This window comes from Pelagicoccus albus, assembly GCF_014230145.1.
Lineage (GTDB): Bacteria > Verrucomicrobiota > Verrucomicrobiia > Opitutales > Opitutaceae > Pelagicoccus > Pelagicoccus albus.
This window is the reverse complement of record NZ_JACHVC010000013.1, coordinates 109,303-125,547: the sequence shown is the minus strand read 5'-3', so window position 1 is coordinate 125,547 and position 16,245 is coordinate 109,303. Positions and strand designations below refer to the sequence as shown.

Annotated in this window: 11 protein-coding genes; 2 read left to right on the top strand and 9 right to left on the bottom strand. The window is 52.6% G+C overall.

Features of this window, described 5'->3' with window-relative positions:
* Positions 1-16 precede the first annotated feature (16 nt).
* Positions 17-451 (top strand): DUF1801 domain-containing protein, encoded by a 435-nt coding sequence (locus H5P27_RS15830; protein ID WP_185661404.1) that lies wholly within the window; start codon positions 17-19, stop codon positions 449-451.
* A gap of 146 nt (positions 452-597) precedes the next feature.
* On the top strand, positions 598-1,014 hold the full coding sequence (locus H5P27_RS15825; RefSeq protein WP_185661403.1) for a hypothetical protein: 417 nt from the start codon (positions 598-600) through the stop codon (positions 1,012-1,014).
* 84 nt (positions 1,015-1,098) lie between these two features.
* Here H5P27_RS15825 and H5P27_RS15820 read toward each other — a convergent pair whose 3' ends face one another.
* The 9 genes from H5P27_RS15820 to H5P27_RS15780 form a co-directional block, all read right to left on the bottom strand.
* The gene (locus tag H5P27_RS15820) at positions 1,099-1,902 is read right to left on the bottom strand and encodes an endonuclease/exonuclease/phosphatase family protein (RefSeq protein ID WP_185661402.1); all 804 of its coding nucleotides are present in this window, start codon (positions 1,900-1,902) and stop codon (positions 1,099-1,101) included.
* A gap of 197 nt (positions 1,903-2,099) precedes the next feature.
* Positions 2,100-2,963, bottom strand: coding sequence for a helix-turn-helix transcriptional regulator (locus H5P27_RS15815; protein WP_185661401.1), 864 nt, complete (start codon positions 2,961-2,963; stop codon positions 2,100-2,102).
* 70 nt (positions 2,964-3,033) lie between these two features.
* Positions 3,034-5,454, bottom strand: coding sequence for a beta-galactosidase GalA (gene galA, locus H5P27_RS15810; RefSeq protein ID WP_185661400.1), 2,421 nt, complete (start codon positions 5,452-5,454; stop codon positions 3,034-3,036).
* 10 nt (positions 5,455-5,464) lie between these two features.
* Positions 5,465-8,098, bottom strand: a complete 2,634-nt coding sequence (locus H5P27_RS15805; RefSeq protein ID WP_185661399.1) for a glycoside hydrolase family 3 C-terminal domain-containing protein — start codon at positions 8,096-8,098, stop codon at positions 5,465-5,467.
* A gap of 18 nt (positions 8,099-8,116) precedes the next feature.
* Positions 8,117-9,262: an ROK family protein gene (locus tag H5P27_RS15800; RefSeq protein ID WP_185661398.1), complete on the bottom strand. Its 1,146-nt coding sequence runs from the start codon at positions 9,260-9,262 to the stop codon at positions 8,117-8,119.
* On the bottom strand, positions 9,259-10,668 hold the full coding sequence (locus H5P27_RS15795) for a sugar MFS transporter (RefSeq protein WP_185661397.1): 1,410 nt from the start codon (positions 10,666-10,668) through the stop codon (positions 9,259-9,261). The genes H5P27_RS15800 and H5P27_RS15795 overlap by 4 nt, the downstream gene beginning before the upstream one ends.
* Positions 10,669-10,689: 21 nt before the next feature.
* Positions 10,690-11,772 carry a carbohydrate-binding family 9-like protein gene (locus H5P27_RS15790; protein ID WP_221774754.1) on the bottom strand — a complete coding sequence of 361 codons (1,083 nt, stop codon included), beginning with the start codon at positions 11,770-11,772 and terminating at the stop codon, positions 10,690-10,692.
* A complete protein-coding gene (locus H5P27_RS15785; RefSeq protein WP_221774753.1) occupies positions 11,772-13,241 on the bottom strand; it encodes an alpha-L-fucosidase in 1,470 nt (489 codons plus the stop codon). Before H5P27_RS15785 ends, H5P27_RS15790 begins: the two co-directional genes overlap by 1 nt.
* Positions 13,242-13,245: 4 nt before the next feature.
* Positions 13,246-16,245 carry a GH92 family glycosyl hydrolase gene (locus H5P27_RS15780; protein ID WP_185661396.1) on the bottom strand — a complete coding sequence of 1,000 codons (3,000 nt, stop codon included), beginning with the start codon at positions 16,243-16,245 and terminating at the stop codon, positions 13,246-13,248.

Below are 16,245 nucleotides of genomic sequence, written 5' to 3'. Positions count from 1 at the left end.
GCCCTGTACTGAGAATATGGATTCGAAGCCAATCACGAACCAGAAGGTCGCAACCTTCTTCGACGCCCTGCCCTCCGACATCCGAACGCGGCTTGAGGAAATTTGGGAGTTGATCCTAGCCGTCGGAAGCCGAATCGATCCGATCTTGAAAGTCGAAGAAACGCTCAAATGGGGAGAGCCTAGCTACGCGACAATCGCAGGCAGTCCGGTTCGTCTGGGCTGGAAGACGAAAGACGCGGAGCTCTTTGCGGTCCTATTCCATTGCCAAAGCAAGCTGGTTAGCACCTTCAGGACACTGTATCCAAATACCTTTCGTTTCGAGGGGAACCGGGCCATTGTTTTTCACAAAGACGATCCACTGCCCACTGCGGAGCTTGAGAAGTGCCTCGAACTGGCCCTGAGCTACCATAAAGTTAAAAACATGCCGCTGCTCGGTTGTGACCAAGCTTAATCCACTCACCTAAGGCCTATGACCACGCCTGATCCCGCTAAGCTGACTCGCATCGGATTGATGCTCCCAAATGCGAATAACTGAGCTTAGAACGTTACTTGCAGGTTGACCTCTCTTTGGCGGGCTAGTGTGTTTCTAGGCCATTTATGCGTCTTATCCACTGGCTCTATGTAACTGCTCTCTTCGTCCCAGCCATCGCTCGGCTCGCGCAAAAGGTTTCCACCGACACCGGAGGCTTCACTAGTCGATTCGGCCCACTCCTCGCGGTGTTACTTTTGGCGGCAGGATTTATTGGATACAGGCAAAAGAAGGCCATCCTGATCAGCTCCTTCTGGCGTTGGATCGTTGGGCTGCTAGGCTTCGGCTTCGTGGGTCTCTTCTCCTTTGGAATCTACTTGTTCATTTTTGTGGGGAAACCCGTGCTGGCAGAAGCGGCTGTGATCACAATCACATCCCTAGCCGCTATCCCCGCACTGATCTCCCTTTTCAAGTATTCAAAACCGAATAACGATATCTGGAAGTCAGGCGAATTGCCCAAAGAAGAGCCTAACTCAAATACGTAACTTCGTACCGATCTGCCCGGCTAGTTCCGCTACCTTTCTTTCTCCAAGCGATTGGCGAGAACCGCTCTAACTTCTGCCCGCCAACTAGAGCTCAAACGCAACCGTAACCGGATAATGGTCCGATCGCTCCCATTCGACTTCCTGGATTCGAACCGATCCGGCTTTCTCAATTCCGCGATACAGTATGTGGTCGAATGTAGTGGCGGGATACCTACCACTCGCGGGAATCGTGATTCGCTTTTCCAAGGGCAGATCGCCGTAGGCGTTTTCAAAACCATAAAGAGCCAGCTGTTGCATCGTTTTCTCCGCAGCTCGGACCTCTACATCTCCGGGAACTTCTGTATTAAAATCCCCCCCGATAATCAACGCATCTGGCACTCTCCAATTATCTTCACTTCCGATGGCGACTCCCTCCGCATGGCCAACGATGGCTCTGGCTGAACTTTCGCGTTTGCGGAAATTGACCGCCGCTTCACCGCGGTTGCTTTTGAGGTGAACCGAATAAACGCCTAGCAATTCACCTTCTGTTTCGAAGGCGGCAAAAACGAAGCCTCTCGGAGCGTCGACTAAGCCGTCGCGTTCGAACTCACGCGTCGCGGTGGCCACGGCAGGCATTTTGGCGAGGATGCCGACCTGCTGGTCATCAATCCCGTCGGGATCCTCGGAATAGGAAGCCGGGAATCGGCTCACAGCGATCACCTTCAGTCCTGTGCCCATTTCTTCCGCCAGCATATCGAGACTTTCTTGGCTTTTCACTTCCTGCACGAGCAGGATGTCGGGGTCCAGGTCACGCAGCGTATCCGCCACCAAACCGATGTGCTCCTGCATGGCGGATTTATCGGTCTGGTTCATTCCGCCGGGAAACCACTTCAGGTTCCAAGTCGTCACCTTCAGGGAGGAAAATCCCGAAGGCAGAAAGGTTAGGCTGCAAAAAAATAGTGAGAGGACAAAATACAAGCGACGCATAATGACTTGCTTGCATCAGCTTCGATGCCAAAAAGCGAGCCCGGACGAAGCTCAGGCTTCGTTAACCGCTCGATTTTACGCGAATGGAGCAGAACCCTGCTCGCGTAATCAAAACGCCATTACTTCTCTGACGATTTGCGATAGGCCAAGGGCGTAACGCCTAAAACGGAGCGGAAGCAGCGGCTGAAGCTATCGATGGAGTTGAAATTACACTCGTCCGCGATTTCTGCCACAGACTTCTTGGTTACGCGTAAAAGACGACAAGCTTCTTCCACGCGAAGCCGCCTCAGATGCCGACCCAAACTAATCCCACAAGAAGCCCGAAACGAGGCTCTCAGGTGGCTTACGCTAATGCCGAGCGAGGCCGCGATCTCCTCCACCGTGGGCTGATCTTTCGAGTTCAAAGCCGCCAAGTTAACGCTGGGCACGATACCCTCTACCGTCGATTCGGGCAGCTTGGAAAGCGAACGCCCACTCAAGCGGCGAATGACCCCCAGCATGAGCCCAAGACGCATCACGAGCAGGTCGTTGTTGTCCTTTCCCAGATAAGTTTCGACGAGGTCCTCGCCTAGCGTCAGCAGGGACTCGTCGAGCTTGAAGGATCGGTAGCGCAGGTGTTCGAGTTCCGTTGCGTCTTTGGCTTCGAAGGTCACGAAAAGCCATTTCAAGTCCTCGCCCTGCGGATCGGTATAGTGGTGGAACTGGAAAGGGAATACCAGCATGCCACGTCCTTCCTTCAGCCGAACGGCCTTGTCTTCTACGCAGACGGTAGCTCCACCAGAAAGCGCGAGGATGAGCACGAAACGGTGGTGCAATGCCCGGCCGTCGGCAGGCTGGTTCAACTTGGCCGCCGAATCGTGTTGGAAACAAATGATATTTTCCGGAAGTATCAGCTCTCCCTTGCGATCGCTTAGCAAAGGGTCGCTTGGTATGCCTAGTCGGGAGATAAGTTTTTCGAGTTTTTCGGAAGCGTCGTCTGCCATTTACAGCATCCTAGATGGCGACTGGGCTCGGGTTTGGCAATGCCTTGCTTAAGCGAGATCACAGCTTTGTCTACTTCACGTCAGAGCTTTCAGGAATCGCCACACGAGCGGGCTGCTCGACCTGCTCCACGGGGATGCTGAATTTCCCAGCAATCAGGCCGTTTGAGTAGGCGGTCACCGTAATCGCTCCGGAACTACTGGGGTCTGTTTGCACGATCACTTGGGCAAGCCCGTTGTAGAGGCTGCGACGGCGGCCCTTTTCGGGTTCGTGGGAATTGATGTCGCCATTTCCAAGACCGATGATCTTGCCCGGACCTTCGATGCTGAACTCAACTCGCTGGTTAGCAGTTGGCACGAAGAGTCCAGTATCGTCCAGAGCGGCCACAGTGATGGGAAGCGTATCCACACCATCACCACTTAGCGACGCACGATCGGAGCTCAATTCAATCTGGCTGGCAGGACCGGTGGTTTTCACCGTTTTCCGAGCAACCTCGCGACCTTGGCAGTAAGCGATTGCCAGTAACTCACCGGGTTCGTAGGCCACCGACCAGCTTACCAACTCATAAGGATCGACTGTTTTGCGGCCCAGCGATTTCCCGTTTAAGATGAGTTCCAGTTCCTCGGCATTGCTGATTCCCAATACCTCGATCGCCTCGCCTTCTCGCCCTTGCCAATTCCAGTGTGGGGCAATTTCCAATACGTGCTCACCTTCGAGCCATTGGGATTGGCGGATATAGAAACCGGTTTTCGGAAATCCACACATGTCCAAGCATCCGAATACGGAGCCGATGGATGGCCACACATGAGGCTGCGGTTCACCGTGATAATCAAAGCCAGTCCAGACGAAACCTCCGGCGATAAAGGGACGCTCGTTGATCATCTTCCAGGATTCGCGATGGGTGTTTCCCCAATACGCCGCTTGTGTGTCGTAAGATGAAATTAAATTCCGCTCCGTGTCCGTCTCGTATTCGCCACGCATTTCAAAGGCGGACGTATCCTCCGAAGAGATGAGCGGTAGCTCTGGGTGCAAGGCGTGAAATTTGTCGTACTTGTCCTGGCTGTAGTTGAATCCCATGACGTCTACAGCGGCCGAGACATTGATCTCGCTAAAGAAACCGTCGCTCATGGCGGCCGTAACGGGACGGGTACTGTCAAGCGACTTCACTTCTGCTGCCATGCGTCGCACCATTTCGTAGCCGGTGCGTTCGGCTTGCATCGGCTCTTCGTTAAAGACTGACCAGAGAATCACGCTGGGGTGGTTCCTATCGCGGCGAACGAGTCCACGGAGCTGGCGAATGTACTCCGGCGTGGAATTGAAATGCCGGTTTTCATCCATCACCAACATTCCGATGCGGTCGCATTCTTCCAAAAACTCCTTGGTCGGAGCGGCATGGGTACAGCGGTAGGCATTGGCTCCCATCTCCTTGAGCTTACCCAAACGAAACGCCCACATGGCGTCAGGAATGGCCACACCCAAGCCCGCGTGATCCTGATGGTTGCAGATCCCTTTGATCTTTACGGGCTCGTCATTCAGGAAAAAGCCTTCCTTCGCATCGAAGCGAATGGTCCGGAATCCGCACTGGGTTTCGACTTGGTCAACGACCTCGCCGCTTCGTATCAACTGAGTCCTGACAGTGTAGAGATTCGGCTCCTCTACCGACCATAGTTTAGGCTTGGAAACAGGGATTTCGTATTTGCCCGTAATTTGTTCGAGGGCTTTCGGGGCAGCTTTGGTTTTGCCGCTCGCTACGCTCCGGCCAGTCACGTCGAAAACGGTGGTGGCAATTTCGATCTCCGCATCGAGCTCGCCGCTATTGAATACCTCTACTTCTACCGGGATGGTCCACTTTCCGTTTTCCTTACGGATAGGATTAGCGTAAACGCCATCGGTTTCGATATGCACAGGGTCACGCTTTACCAGCCAAGTGTGCCGGTAGATCCCTGCGCCTTCGTACCACCAGCCCTCCATCACGGAAGCGTCTACTCGAATCGAAACGGTATTCAGTTCTTCACCATACAGGGCGAAAGGCGTCATATCGATCTGGAAGGACGAATAGCCGCTGAAATTACGATGCGCCAAAGTCCCATTAATCCAGACAGTGCAATGCGAGGCGATTCCATCGAACTGGAGTTCGATATTTTTGCCAATATCCTCTTCCGACAATTGGAAGGAGCGTCGATACCAAGCGATGCCCCGTGGACGATAGCCTTGTGACACATTGGCTTGAGGATCGAAGGGCCCTTCGACTGCCCAATCGTGCGGCACGGATAAAACCCGCCAGTCCGAATCGTCCCAATCCGGAGAAGCGGGGCCGAGGGCATTTCCTGCCTTGGTGCTCAAATAGGTCTCGTGATGAGACTGCGGAACCGGCATTTCAATATCGCCCAGATGGAACCGCCAACCGAAATCCATGGACAAGGTTTCGCGCTCCGCTAGAGCGGTACTAGCGAGCAAAAGAAAGCCGACAAATACCTGTAGCAAATTCCGCATACGCAAGTTTCTAGTCGACGATGAAGGTTTCCTCGAGTTGGAGGTCGTCTGAGGCGGAACCGACCGCGATTTTCCATTCACCGGTCATTTTCCTCATTTCTCCATAGCTGTCATTCCAACGGAGGAACTGCTTGTCCTTAATATTCAATGACACTGATTTACTTTCACCCTTAGCCAGGGAAACGCGATCGAAGGCCGCCAATGTCAAAAGTTCCCGTTTCCCATCGTAGTCCGGAGAGATGAGGTACGCCTGCACAACTTCATCACCGGACAACTTGCCGATATTGCGAAGCTTAACCGAGACATCGAAGCCGCCCTTCTCTGCTTCCTTGACCGAAAGCTTCTGGTACTTGAACTGGGTGTAGCTCAAGCCATGTCCAAACGCATAGGGAACTTCGCCCTCGAAATAACGGTAGGTCCTACCGTCCATTTTGTAGTCCTTAAAATCCGGTAGATCGTTTGTGGAGCCGTAGAAAGTTACCGGCAGGCGACCGGCTGGATTGACCTTGCCAAAGAGGATATTCGCCAAGGCTTCACCACCGCGTTGCCCTGGATACCAGGCCTGCAGCAGAGCGTTCGCAGAATCGTTAACAGACTCGAAGGCCATGGCGCTACCGGACAGGTTTACGAAGACGAGCGGCGTACCAGTACCGGCCAGTTCCTTCGCTAGCTCCTGCTGAATGGTGGGAAGTTCGATACGGCTGCGATCCCCTCCGCCAAAACCTTCATAGTCGACTCTCATATCTTCACCTTCCAGCTGGGCACTTATGCCTCCGACGAAGATAACGGCATCCGCCTTCTCCGCTAGAGCCAACGCGTTCTCGAACGCAGCGTCCGCGGGCGGGATTCTCCACTTGAAATAGATATGCGCATCGTCTTCACCTGCCGAGTCATCGTGGAAATACTGTATCCGTATAGTACTGACTTCATTGTCCGCAAAGTTCTTCACTACGGAAAGAGACTTCTCGCCACTGGTCCAGTCGGCAAGAATCTCTTCTTCGCCGAGAAAAACGCGAACCCCTCCGTTCGCTTCGACAATGAACTCGTATTCACCGCCGATTCCGGTAGTCAAAAGGCCGGTCCATTCTGCTGAAAATTCATCCGCAGAAACGTTCGCTGCTGGAGAACCCTCTCCCCAGTTGAATTCGATCTGATGGCTACGGTTACTGGATACGGGTTCTCCGGAGATGTCTTTGTTATCGTAGTAGGAAGCGATTAACCCGGATACATCGCCATCGGTAGCGGTCGAGAAATCGCCAGAAGCGAGGACGATGCGCGGAACGATAGAAACTGCGGAACTGCTTGCGACATAGTCGGTGCCCTGCATGAAATCGATCTGCATCGAATCCGGCAAAATCTCGCGGAAGGATTCAACAATCGTCTTAGGATCGGATGGAGTCCCGTTGTAGTTGCCAAGTAATGCGGGGATGGAATTTGCGTTTGGCCCCACCACCAATATCCGCTTCGTCTTCTTTGCATCCAGTGGGAGGATACCATCATTCTTCAGCAACACGATGGACTTCTCCGCCGCTTCGAGAGCGACTTGAGAGTTCTCCGCTGTATCGTTCGCTGAGAGTGGAATCTGGGCGTAGGAAACGCGCTCAGCCGGATCGAACATCCCGAGACGGAACCAAGTCCGGAGTAGCTTGAAAAGCTGTTCGTCTAAAATCTCGTTCGAGATGAGTCCCCTGCGCACCGCGTCGGCTAGGGTCGCGTCACCGTCTCCACATCTCAAGCACAAGCCAGCCTGCAAGGCCAAGGCCTCCGCCTCCGCGAAATCGCGAGCCATGCCAAATTTTTCGAAGATGCAGTAAACCGCTCCGCAGTCGGAAACGACATGCCCATCAAACTCCCATGCATCGAGGATGTCGTAGAGTACCGGACTCATGGTGGTCGGTACATTGAAGATGGCATTGTAGGCGGACATCACTGCTTCGACTTTGCCTTCCTTCACCAAAACCTCGAATGCAGGAAGGTAGGTCTCATAAAAGTCCGCCGCCGTTGGATCCGCGTTGAAGGAGTAACGATCCGTTTCAGGGCCGCTGTGGACCGCGAAGTGTTTGGCAGTGGCAGCGGTCTTCAAGTAATCCGGATCATCGCCTTGCATGCCGGTTACGAAGGCCAAACCGGTTTGACCGGTAAGGTAGGGATCTTCGCCGTAGGTCTCTTGGCCTCTCCCCCACCGTGGGTCGCGAAATATATTGATATTTGGCGACCAAAACGTGAGACCAGTATAGCGATCGTGGATACCATTACGGATGAACTCATGATGCTTAGCTCGGGCTTCCGTGCTGATCACGTCGGCAACTTCGTACATTTGCTCCACGTCCCACATCGCAGCTAGGCCGATGGCCTGAGGGAAGACTGTTGCCTCGCCCGCTCTAGCCACGCCATGGAGAGCTTCATTCCACCAATCGTAAGCCGGAATGTCGAGACGAGGCACGCCGATGGACTCGTTCTTCATCAGCTCCGCCTTTTCATCCAAGGTGAGTCTGGAAATAAGGTCGTGGATACGCTCATCCATGGGAGCATCTGCATCCAAATAGGCGGGCTCCTCTCCCCAGCATGTCAGGACAAAGACTCCTGCCATACCGATAGCTTTTAATCCGGAAAGAAACGATTTTGAAAAGGGTACTGTATTCATATACTGGTGTAAAAAGGATTAAGCGCGGGTTCTAATTTTTTCAACGGCGTCAAGTTTCTGCAGAGCGAAGGAATACGCCCCTATAGCGATAGCTCGACTTGTCTCAAGTCGCGACAAACCCACTCCGGTGAAGCGACGTTCTCCATAGGGAACAGTACGGTTACTGCGGGGCACTTTGATTTGTTTTATGTCGTCGCCAATAAATTGACCGATTCCCTCTTCGCTTTCGAGATTGAAAGCAAGCTGGGTAAGCCGGCGTTGAGCTTCGCCGCTCGAGGTCTGATAGGCAGAATTCAGTTCATCCACCAAAGTCGGAAGAAAATATTTACCGGCTCCGGAAAGCCCGCCGCCAACAACGACTAGAGCATCGAACACAGTGATCGCGTTTGCGATGGCATCTCCCACCACTTCTCCCATGGCTCGGAAGGCTTCGATCGCGGCTCCGCGGTTTCCAGCGACTAGCCCTTCGGCGATATCGGCGATCACCTTGGGCTCCGGAGCCTCATCTTCGGGGATTCCTACTTCGGCCGCGTACACACGACGAATGGCCCGAATACTGGCCCCTTCTTCCGCGAATGTATTTGGATTCCGCTTATTACGCATTAGCCAAATTTCGCCTGCCATGGAATTGTCGCCTATTAGCAATCGCCCTTCGCTTACCAAACCGGATCCAAATCCGGTCCCCAAGGTTACGCCAAGGAGATTTTTAAAGCGTTTCTCAACACCAGCGTGCGCTAGCTGGTCGTTAACCCAGGGTAGCAAACCCGCGATGGACTCGCCATAGGCGAACATATCCCCATCGTTGTGGATATAGACTGGGATTCTGAAATGATCTTCCAACATCGGCCCAAGTGCCACTCCCCCGCGAAAGGCCGGCATGTTGGCCAGGTCTCCGATTATGCCGTTTGCGTAAGGCGCCGGTCCGGGGAACGCAAAGCTGATGGCGGAAGGCTCCTCTGGGCAAAGGGCTTTAACTTGCTCGAACCCTTCGATCACATTTGCCAAACAACGATCTAGATCATCGCCGAAGCTTGGCGTCCTGACCGTATCCACGATTTGGGTATAGTTCTGCATCGCGGAGAACCGGAAACTGGTTCCTCCACCGTCCAAAGTTAGAACCACACGCTCGTCGCGCAGTCCATTGCTTAAAAAGACATTCTTCATGATTCCATGTCAGCGCGGCCGATGCGATAGCCACGCCAGCCGTAAAAGGCCACATACGCATAGGCGCACAAAGGCACGATAAAGGACCATTGCAAAGTGATGGCGTCAGCTAGCCAGCCTTGCAGCGGTGGTAAAAGAGCTCCTCCCACGATTGCCATTACGAGGAGCGAGGAGGCTTGGCTTTTGAGATGTCCGACTCCCTGAATCGCAAGGGAAAAGGTGTTAGACCAACCGATAGAGGAAAAGAGGCCGACTCCAATCACCGACCAAAGGGCGAGCTTGCCCGATGTTACGATAGAAATGGCTAGTAGAGCAGCGGCAGTCCCGGCAAACAAGAGCAAGGTACGACTTGTCTTGCCGGAACCAATCGTGAACAAAGCCCATGCGAGAATGAAAAAGGGCGTGAAACGCAACGCATAATCGATACCGACAAAAACAGCGAGAGCGATGATTCCGATTGCAGGCAAAGCTATAAGCATAGTCGACTTTTTCTGGCTCGAAAGATCGCTCAATTGCGCCGCTCCCATGAAACGGCCGATCAACATTCCTCCCCAAAAAAGGGATACGTATTGACTGGCTTCCACCTCGCTCAACCCAGCGATACTATCCAGCCCCAGAAAACTAATGATAGAGCTCCCCACGGAAACTTCCGCCCCCACGTACATGAAGATTCCGACGATTCCCAGTACTACGTGAGGGTAGCGTAAGGCTCCGGCTCCCCGCTCGATTTTCCCCTCCCCGATTTGCGGAAGCTTCACGAAAAAGAACAGGACTGCCAACAAGGCGAACACGCAGCAAAAACCGAGATAAGGCATCTTCACGGAATCGGCTCCGTGCGCCCCGGTTTGCTGAAAATATTGGAAAATCAGAAAGCCTCCGACAAGTGGGCCCAAAGTGGTGCCTATCGAGTTGAATCCTTGGGCTAGGTTCAAGCGGCTGGAAGCGGTCTTTTCCGGTCCCAGAACGGTGACATATGGGTTTGCCGCAATCTGCAGCATGGCAAATCCAAGTCCCACTACGAATAGCGCGATTAGGAATAGTGGATACGAAGCGGCAGATGCTGCGGGAAGGAACATCAAGCTACCGATCGCCGCCAGAGAGAGCCCTAGGACGACTCCGTTCTTGTATCCAATTCTTGCGATAGGATCGCCCGACACGATGGAAATAAAAAAGTATAGGAGAGCTCCTACAAAGTACGCTCCGAAGAAGGCGAATTGGACAAGCATCGCCTCAAAGTAGGAAAGCGAAAAGGCCTCCTTAAATCGTGGGATCAAGATGTCATTGAAGACTGTCATGAATCCCCAGAAGAAAAAGAGGAGACTCATCAGAGCGAATGAACCTTGGTAACCCTTCCGTTCTGCAGAAGCGTCATTTTCGATCGGCATCGCCGAAACACCCATTGCCATAACTATTATCCTTTTAAAATTTCAGTTTCTGTCTGGTCCTTCGACATGACGTACATGATCGATTGTCCAGGTACCGGATGCATCTGTCACGGAGGCCTTGTATCCGCTTTTTGATGCGTTTAAATCCACTTGCCCTTCGAGTCTTTTCAGACCCAACTTCTTTAGAGTCTTAGCCCACTTCTCGTGCTTTGCGTAATAATCCCTTTGAGCGTAATAGACTGAGTACATTGCATCCCGACTTCCTCGCGACTGGATGGCATCAATTGCAACTTCACTGCCAAACACCAGATACCCCCACATCTCTGGTCGGTGCATATCCACAACGCCTTGCGGAGACCAAACCCAATTGTCTTCATGGGTGCCGGGAACCTTTTGATAAGAACCTTCTCGCACGGTACTCTGCCACTGTACGCGGGAAAAGTTGATCCGCCAAAAGTCGCCCTCCTCCGGAACTCCGGTGTCTCCATAGGCTTCCCAAGGGAAAGCCATCTCCACGATCCAACTACGATCCTCGTCCGAGGGATCGTTGAGAGTTCCTTGAACAGAGACGGCGGTTTTGATGCCTCGAATTTCCCAACTATTGTCTGCCGATCCCATATCCATGTAGGGCTTCGGCAAAGTCAGGTCCCAAAACGTATTCAAGGCATTGATCTCAAATTCGAAGTAGCCGTGATTGTCGCTATCGGGATCGATGAAAACCTCGAAGTCATTATCTTGGAAAATGACTGAATCGTGCTCCGTCAAAGTACCCCAGACGTCGGGTTCGTACAGAATCGCGGATACGTAGAGATAGTTGTCATCCCAAGCCATTTTTGCCTTGGTCTGAAAACGCGGTCTTGGTTTTGCATCCCCTTCAATATCCACAAAATCGCTTGTCCATTCCGCATTCCGCCAGGCCGCATCGTCGAGTTTCCCGTCGATTACTACGGGCTCCGTCGCCTTGAGGCATTGGTAGGTCGCTGGCTCGATGTCAGCCATCCTTTCCTTCCAATCGTGGTAGTCAGATGCACTCGCCAAGACAGGGAGCAAAACTGCAGCGACAGCGGTGGCTAGCCCGAAACGCTGTATCCGCGTATCGGGTGCAAATGGAGAGCAAGACTTCATTACTTAACGATCTTGAAAACCACTGCGTAAGGAGATGGGAGCGAACTTTGCTGGTCCTTTTTCAACACCAACTTAGATCCGGACAACTTAACTCCGGAGCCCTCTGCCCCAAGAATCGAGACGCTCGCTCCAGCGGGGATTTCTAGGCTACCGAGATCAATCGACTTGGGGAGCGATTCTTCTCCTTCATCCAAAAGGTAGGTTGCGTAGATTTCGCCAGCTTTCCCCTGCGTGAAACGCAGCTTCCCGTCAAAATAGGGAGCGACAACGCGGGTCTCGTAAATCGAATCGCTGTTGATATCCATCCAATCGCCGATGTCCTCCAAACGTTGGTAGGCGGACTCGTACCAGGTGCCTGCAGGGCCTGGACCGATGTTCAACAAGAGGTTTCCACCTTTGGCGACGATATCAGAAAGAAGGTGTATCAGTTCGCGAGAGGACTTGAACTCGGCATCTAGCGAGTAGGACCAACCTCCGCCAAGGATGATGCAAGACTCCCATGGATACGGAAGCATCTCGTTAGGAACCTGGTTTTCAGGAGTGAGGTAATTCTGATTCTTTCCTGGTACTGCTCGGTCAACTACAATCAGATCTGGATTTACGTCGCGAACCTTCTCGACCAATTCATCCATCTTAATGTCGAGGTTTGGCTCCTTGACGAGTTTATATCCAGCAGGCACCTCTGGAAGAGCTTCATCGGAGTACTCGGTCTTTTTAACCCAACCTCCGTCAAACCAGAGCAAATCGATGCCGCCATAGTCTTCGACGAGTTCCATGACTTGGTTGTGAGTGAAATCGACAAAGTCCTGCCAACGCTCTGGATAGCGCTCTACATCGTAGTTCGGATTTCTGTCTTTGGCGGGGAAACGGGGCCACCAGAAATCTTCGCTATTCCAGTCTGGTTTGCTGAAGTAAGCTCCGATCCACATGTCTTCGTCACGGAATGCGTCGAAAATTTCTTGGGTCACATCGGCCCGTGGATCCTTGGAGAACGGAACGCGCTCGTTGGTGATTTTGTAGTCCGTGTACTGTGAATCGAACATACAAAATCCGTCATGATGCTTGGTCGTGAAAACCAAGTACTTCATGCCCGCATCCTTGGCAGCCGCGGCCCAACGCTCTGGATCGAACTTGGTCGGATTGAAGGTGTAGGGCAAAGACTCATACATGGTCTTGAAGGAATCGTAGTTGTCTACGGTTGGCGGCAAGCACCAGCCTTCATCCTCGGGGCAGATAGGCCAGGACTCGATCAAACCGAGCTGGCTGTAGGTACCCCAGTGCATAAGAAGGCCGAACTTCAGATCACGCCACTCTTCGATACGCTCACGAACTACGGGACTCGCATCCTCTACGTAACGGTCGAGCTTATGGGCATCGGTCATTTTCTCGGCGAGTTCTTCTTCGCCATAGCCGCTTGCAAGGCCTAAACCGAGTACTGAGGTGAGTAGGAGTGTTTTTTTTGCCTTCATAGAGCTATTGCCAGTCAACTTGGATTTCATCACAGAAAAGGAAGCTTTTGATCATTTCGGTTGAGCTCCAGGCTTGCACGTCGCCTGGGCTAGTTGCTCGCACTCGGAGGTAACGTCCCTCGCTTGGCGTTGTCATTTGGATACGACGCGTACTGCTTTCGCGTACGTCTGGTCCGCTAGTTGGAATGGAAACGGTTTGCACGACTTCGTAGTTTTCTCCGTCAACTGAGACGGCGAACTCCACGTCGTTTGGATAGCGTATGTAAGAATCTGGGTCCTCAAGGAAACCAACTTCGGCAGATTCGATATCACCGATCTCGCCCAAATCTACGACTACCTCCAAATCGGTATCTTCGTAGCCTTGCCAGCGTCCGGTCGTGAAGTCTGCCGTTCCTATAATTCCGTCTACGAGACCTGCTGGGCCACCTGCCGTGTATTGAGGGTGAATCGGTGTATTCACTTCTACATGCAAACGTGCGTCGAAACGATGCGTCTCAGCCAGCGCGGTGGTACTACCCACTCCATTCTTACTGGCGATGGCCGCCATGTAGGTCGTGTCTTCAAGCGTGAAAGGTCCGGTGTAGAGATTCGATTCTCCTACCTTTGGCTCGCTTCCATCCAAAGTGTACCAGATTTCAGTGCCCGGCTCTAGGCTGGTCATGACGATCTCGGTGGAATCCTTGAAGGCGCGAGGAGAGGTGATCAGAGGCGCGGGAACGAGCGCTGCCGCTTCGTTGGAAGTCATCGGTCGATTAGCAACATCCGTTGCCCAATCCAAGTTTGGCTCGGCTCCCATGGTAAGCTCAAGCGTCGAGCCGCTCATGATCTCTTCGTGAGTCAGGTAGGAGCGTTCGAGCGGTTTACCATTCAAGCTGATCGACTGGATATACGCGTTCTCGTCCGCTTGGTTCTTGGCGATAACGGTGAAGGCTTTTCCGTTCCCCAAATCAATGGATGCCTTGTCGAACAAGGGGCTGCCGATCGAGTACTGCAAGGATCCAGGAGCGACTTGGTAAATACCAATAGAACTCAAGATGTACCAAGCTGACATCTGGCCACAGTCTTCGTTACCGCTGAGACCGTCAGGATCAGTTGAATACATAGTTAGAAGCGTTTCCCTAATGCGACGTTGCGTCTCGGAAGGTACGCCAATGTAGTTGTACAAGTAAGCGACATGGTGGCTAGGCTCGTTACCGTGTGCATACTGTCCGATAAGGCCAGACACGTCAGGCTGGTGGCGACCCGCGAGGTCTGAGGGTGCATTGAAGAGTGCGTCGAGGGCGTTTTTGAAATTCTCGTCCCCTCCATAAAGTTCGACTAGCCCGCGAACGTCGTGAGGAACGGCGAAGCGGTAGTGCCATGCGTTGCCTTCCGTGTAGTTGAAGTTGATCTCGTTTTCGTCAAATGGCTCGTACCAACCACCATTCTCACGAGCTCGGAAGAATCCGTCTTCAGGAGAATACAGGTTTTTGTAATTCAATGCCCGCTTGAAGAAGGTCGAACTCACGTCCGCATTTCCAATCGCGTCGGCGAACACTGCGATACACCAGTCATCGTAGGTGTACTCAAGGGTTCTAGATACCCCTTCCCGTCCGTGGTCACGACCGACATAGCCAACTGAGTTATAACCATTCAAACCGAAATGGCTTTGGTTGGCGCTATTCTGCATCGCCTCGAGAGCGAGTTCCGTGTCGAATCCTTGGATACCCTTTAGGTAGGCGTCCGCTATGACTGAGACAGAGTGATAACCGTTCATGCAAAAGGTTTCATTGCCAGCGAGATCCCAAACCGGAAGCAGACCGCCTTGTTCGTGCATGAGCAGGAAGGTTTTAACCCAATCCTCTGTGGCCTCAGGCTCGAGAATTGTCATCAATGGATGCAAGGACCGAAAAGTGTCCCAGAGGGAGAAAACCGTATAATAGGGATGATCAGCTTTGTGGATCTGGTCGTCGCGTCCACGATAGGACCCATCTACATCGCTGAATAGATTCGGGCTAACGTAGGTGTGGTAGAGGGCCGAATAGAAAATCGTCTTCTTTGCCTCGTCCTCTGTCTCGATTTCGATCTTTTCTAGGAGATTGTTCCAAGTATCCCGAGTGTTAGCGTGTATCGAATCAAAATCCCAACTTGGCATCTCAGTATCCAAATTTTTGATAGCTCCTTCGATACTGACAGGTGAAAGCGCCACCTTCATTTGAATTGTATCCGCCGCTTGGTCAAAATTGAGCAGAGCCCTCAAAGCCTTACCTTGAGTTGACTTACCCTCGACGCCTGTTCCGTCTTCGAAAATGCTGAGGCTTTTGATTGGGCGCTCAAAGCGGATCGCGAAAAACAGCTTTTGGGTTGGTGCCCATGCGGAACTGTGTCGGTAGCCAACTAAATCTCTGTCGCCACGAACTTCCACAAAGGAGTCGATAACCTTATCGCGGTGGGCCAAGTCAATGACAACCGACTGTTCTGAGGAGGTATCGTTAAAGGTGTACTGATGCAGGGCAACGCGCTCGGTGGTAGTTAACTGAACATCAATATTGGGCTCTTTCAGATGTACTGAGTAGAAGCCAGGACTAGCGGTTTCCTGATCGTGACTGAAATGGGCTCCATAGCCGTTAATGTCCTCTTCTGGAATTGGGGTTGCGATTGTCCCCTCGCCTGCCTGTGGCATTACAAGGATGTCACAGTAGTCTGGAATTCCCACACCACTCAAGTGCGTGTGCGAAAAGCCATAGATGAAGTTATCCGTGTAGTGGTATCCTGATACAGCGTCCCAACCAAGTATGCGAGTATCAGGACTCGCCTGCACCATTCCGAAAGGAGCAGTGGCCCCTGGGAAAGTGTGGCCATGACCACCTGTGCCGATAAAAGGATCGACATAGTCCACCGGCTGTTTCGCCGACACTGTCTCGCTCGACCCACCGCATCCGCTGGTGAATAAGGCGCACACTATAAAAAAGACTCCCGCTAGAGCGACCATAACGCTCCCAATCACATTTCCTCGTGTATTCAT

What these genes read in the sequence shown, in the direction of transcription:
- H5P27_RS15830 (WP_185661404.1), top strand. Translation starts at nt 17, where the DNA reads ATGGATTCGAAGCCAATCACGAACCAGAAGGTCGCAACCTTCTTCGAC.
- H5P27_RS15825 (WP_185661403.1), top strand. Translation starts at nt 598, where the DNA reads ATGCGTCTTATCCACTGGCTCTATGTAACTGCTCTCTTCGTCCCAGCC.
- H5P27_RS15815 (WP_185661401.1), bottom strand. Translation starts at nt 2,963, where the DNA reads ATGGCAGACGACGCTTCCGAAAAACTCGAAAAACTTATCTCCCGACTA.
- galA (WP_185661400.1), bottom strand. Translation starts at nt 5,454, where the DNA reads ATGCGGAATTTGCTACAGGTATTTGTCGGCTTTCTTTTGCTCGCTAGT.
- H5P27_RS15805 (WP_185661399.1), bottom strand. Translation starts at nt 8,098, where the DNA reads ATGAATACAGTACCCTTTTCAAAATCGTTTCTTTCCGGATTAAAAGCT.
- H5P27_RS15800 (WP_185661398.1), bottom strand. Translation starts at nt 9,262, where the DNA reads ATGAAGAATGTCTTTTTAAGCAATGGACTGCGCGACGAGCGTGTGGTT.
- H5P27_RS15795 (WP_185661397.1), bottom strand. Translation starts at nt 10,668, where the DNA reads ATGGCAATGGGTGTTTCGGCGATGCCGATCGAAAATGACGCTTCTGCA.
- H5P27_RS15790 (WP_221774754.1), bottom strand. Translation starts at nt 11,772, where the DNA reads ATGAAGTCTTGCTCTCCATTTGCACCCGATACGCGGATACAGCGTTTC.
- H5P27_RS15785 (WP_221774753.1), bottom strand. Translation starts at nt 13,241, where the DNA reads ATGAAGGCAAAAAAAACACTCCTACTCACCTCAGTACTCGGTTTAGGC.
- H5P27_RS15780 (WP_185661396.1), bottom strand. Translation starts at nt 16,245, where the DNA reads ATGAATACACGAGGAAATGTGATTGGGAGCGTTATGGTCGCTCTAGCG.